The sequence below is a fragment of the Streptococcus sp. genome, assembly GCF_019414905.1.
Lineage (GTDB): Bacteria > Bacillota > Bacilli > Lactobacillales > Streptococcaceae > Streptococcus.
The window spans coordinates 1-3,819 of record NZ_DXLC01000293.1 but is presented as its reverse complement, the minus strand read 5'-3'; the positions used below and the strand labels follow the sequence as shown (position 1 = coordinate 3,819).

The 3,819-nt window shown below is 40.1% G+C and carries 4 protein-coding genes; all 4 read left to right on the top strand.

Annotated elements, in window-relative coordinates; genetic code table 11:
* The first annotated feature begins 200 nt into the window (after window positions 1–200).
* Window positions 201–1,196 (top strand): tryptophan ABC transporter substrate-binding protein, encoded by a 996-nt coding sequence (gene trpX, locus QZ359_RS08905; RefSeq protein ID WP_153197555.1) that lies wholly within the window; start codon window positions 201–203, stop codon window positions 1,194–1,196.
* 75 nt (window positions 1,197–1,271) lie between these two features.
* Window positions 1,272–2,138, top strand: a complete 867-nt coding sequence (locus QZ359_RS08900; RefSeq protein ID WP_004234420.1) for an ABC transporter permease — start codon at window positions 1,272–1,274, stop codon at window positions 2,136–2,138.
* The gene (locus QZ359_RS08895; RefSeq protein ID WP_153193302.1) at window positions 2,135–2,893 is read left to right on the top strand and encodes an ABC transporter ATP-binding protein; all 759 of its coding nucleotides are present in this window, start codon (window positions 2,135–2,137) and stop codon (window positions 2,891–2,893) included. Before QZ359_RS08900 ends, QZ359_RS08895 begins: the two co-directional genes overlap by 4 nt.
* 89 nt (window positions 2,894–2,982) lie before the next feature.
* A partial coding sequence (dnaG, locus tag QZ359_RS08890; protein WP_293965893.1) for a DNA primase occupies window positions 2,983–3,819 on the top strand: 837 nt, incomplete at its 3' end.

Sequence of the window (3,819 nt, the reverse complement as noted above, 5' to 3'; positions counted from 1 at the left end):
CACCTTACAGTGCATCTCGTTATTGCGAGACAGAGCGATAGGGAAATTCCCTATAATTGAGGTGGTACCGCGCATCGACGTCCTCACACAAGTTTTTTGTGTGAGGACTTTTTTGATGGAGGTTAGTATGGAAAGAAAACGATGGCGTCGCTTGTTTAGATAAGTGAAGTATTTTAAAGGAATTAAAAAGGAGAAATAGAATGAAAAATAAACGTTTAATTGGAATTATCGTTGCATTAGCAGTCTTAGTAGCAGGAAGCTTGATTTACTCTTCAATGAATAAACCAGAAGCTAAGAATGAAAAGAAAGTTGCCAAAGTTGGTGTCCTTCAGTTTGTGAGCCATCCATCTCTTGACTTGATTTATAAAGGGATTCAAGATGGACTTGCAGAAGAAGGCTATAAAGATGATCAGTTGAAGATCGACTTTATGAACTCAGAAGGTGACCAAAGTAAGGTTGCGACAATGAGTAAACAATTGGTTGCGAATGGTAATGACTTGGTTGTTGGTATCGCAACACCAGCTGCTCAAGGTTTGGCTAGTGCAACAAAAGATCTACCTGTTATCATGGCTGCTATTACAGACCCAATCGGTGCTAACTTGGTTAAAGATTTGAAAAAACCAGGTGGCAACATTACAGGGGTATCTGACCACAACCCAGCTCAACAACAAGTTGAACTCATCAAGGCTCTGACACCAAATGTGAAAACAATCGGTGCTCTTTACTCAAGTAGTGAAGACAATTCAAAAACACAGGTAGAAGAATTTAAAGCTTATGCTGAAAAAGCAGGTTTGACAGTGGAAACATTTGCAGTTCCTTCAACAAATGAAATTGCTTCAACAGTTAACGTTATGACTAGCAAGGTCGATGCTATCTGGGTTCCAATTGATAACACAATTGCTTCAGCCTTCTCAACTGTTGTATCAAGCAACCAATCAGCTAAAAAACCAATCTACCCAAGTGCAACTGCCATGGTAGAAGCAGGTGGTTTGGCATCCGTTGTAGTTGACCAACATGACCTTGGTGTGGCAACTGGTAAAATGATTGCTCAAGTTCTGAAAGGAGCAAAACCAGCTGATACACCAGTGAATGTCTTTTCAACTGGTAAATCAGTGATCAATAAAAAATTGGCACAAGAACTTGGTATTACTATTCCTGAATCTGTTCTAAAAGAAGCAGGACAAGTGATTGAATAATCTGTAATGGAGGAGTTGGGGACATCTCCTCCAATTTTTTACAATAGAAATCATATAGAAAAGGTTAAGAAACAGATGATATTATCTATTATTTCTCAAGGATTTGTCTGGGCTATTTTAGGTCTGGGAATCTTTATGACATTTAGGATTTTAAACTTTCCAGATATGACGACAGAAGGTTCCTTCCCTCTTGGGGGAGCTGTTGCTGTCACTCTGATAACCAAAGGTGTAAATCCCTTTTTAGCGACACTTGTTGCTGTAGGAGCAGGTTGTTTGGCTGGAATGGCAGCAGGTCTTCTTTATACAAAAGGGAAGATTCCAACCTTGCTCTCAGGGATTTTGGTGATGACTTCTTGTCACTCTATCATGCTCTTGATTATGGGACGTGCAAATTTAGGCTTGCTTGGAACTAAGCAAATCCAGGATGTCTTACCTTTTGATTCAGACTTGAACCAACTCTTGACAGGTCTTATCTTTGTCAGTCTTGTCATTGCTCTCATGCTCTTTTTCTTGGACACTAAACTTGGACAAGCCTATATTGCTACAGGTGACAATCCTGATATGGCTAGAAGTTTCGGAATTCATACTGGACGCATGGAGCTCATGGGCTTGGTCTTATCAAATGGGGTGATTGCCCTTGCAGGTGCCCTCATTGCCCAGCAAGAAGGCTATGCTGATGTTTCTCGAGGAATTGGTGTCATCGTTGTGGGGCTTGCAAGTTTGATTATTGGAGAAGTTATCTTCAAGAGTTTGAGCTTGGCAGAGCGTTTGGTTACCATCGTTGTAGGTTCTATTGCCTATCAATTCTTAGTATGGGCAGTTATCGCGCTTGGCTTTAACACAAGTTACCTTCGTCTATACAGTGCAGTGATTTTAGCAGTCTGCCTCATGATTCCAACATTTAAGCAAACCATCTTGAAAGGAGCCAAATTAAGCAAATGACAGCAATTGTAGAATTAAAAAATGCAACCAAAGTCGTTAAAAATGGCTTTGATGAAGAAAAGATTATTTTAAATGATGTTTCCTTAGAAATTTTTGAACAGGATTTTATCACGATTTTGGGTGGAAATGGCGCTGGTAAATCGACCCTCTTTAACACTATTGCAGGAACCTTGTCCTTAACCAGTGGAACCATCCGTATTTTGGGTGAAGATGTTACCAAGTTTTCACCAGAAAAGCGTGCTAAGTATCTGTCTCGTGTCTTCCAAGATCCAAAGATGGGGACAGCTCCTCGTATGACAGTGGCTGAAAATCTTTTGATTGCCAAGTTTCGTGGTGAAAAACGTGGACTGTTACCAAGACGTCTGGCTAGCTATAAGGATGAATTTCAGGCAACTATTGAAAAAGTAGGAAATGGTCTTGAGAAACACTTGAATACACCGATTGAGTTTTTATCAGGTGGACAAAGACAGGCCTTGAGCCTCTTGATGGCAACCTTGAAGCGTCCTGAATTACTCTTGTTGGACGAGCATACTGCGGCCCTTGATCCAAAGACCAGTGTGGCCTTGATGGAATTGACAGATGAATTTGTCAAGAATGATCAGTTGACAGCACTTATGATTACCCATCATATGGAAGATGCTCTCAAATATGGCAATCGCTTGATTGTCATGAAAGAAGGACGAATTATCCAAGATTTGAACCAAGAAGAAAAAGCAAAAATGAAAATCTCTGATTATTATCAACTCTTTGAATAAAGTAGGGAAAATGAGTGAAATGGTTTACTTTTTTTCTGAAATAAAGTATACTATATAAAGTAAACTATGATAACATGGAGGTATTGTGTATGGTTGACAAACAAGTCATTGAAGAAATCAAAAACAATGCCAACATTGTGGAAGTCATAGGAGATGTGATTTCTTTACAAAAGGCAGGACGGAACTATCTAGGGCTCTGTCCTTTTCATGGTGAAAAAACACCTTCTTTCAACGTTGTAGAGGATAAGCAGTTTTATCACTGTTTTGGTTGTGGTCGCTCGGGTGATGTCTTTAAGTTCATCGAGGAGTATCAAGGGGTTCCTTTTATGGAGGCTGTCCAAATCTTAGGTCAGCGTGTTGGGATAGAGGTGGAAAAACCGCTTTATAGTGAGCAGAAGCCAGCCTCCCCCCACCAATCTCTTTATGATATGCATGAAGATGCTGCCAAATTTTATCATGCTATTCTCATGACAACGACCATGGGGGAAGAGGCCAGAAACTACCTTTATCAGCGTGGTTTGACAGATGAAGTGCTTAAGCATTTTCGGATTGGTTTGGCACCTCCAGAACGAAACTATCTCTATCAACGTTTGACTGGTCAGTATCGTGATGAGGATTTCCTGGATTCAGGACTGTTTTATCTCTCGGATGCTAATCAATTTGTAGACACCTTTCACAATCGCATTATGTTTCCTCTGACAAATGATCAGGGAAAGGTCATTGCCTTCTCAGGTCGTATCTGGCAGAAAACGGATTCACAAACTTCTAAGTATAAAAATAGCCGATCGACTGCAATTTTTAACAAAAGTTACGAATTATATCATATGGATAGGGCAAAAAAATCTTCTGGTAAAACCATTGAGATTTATCTGATGGAAGGATTCATGGATGTCATTGCAGCCTATCGGGCTGGAATCGAAAACGCT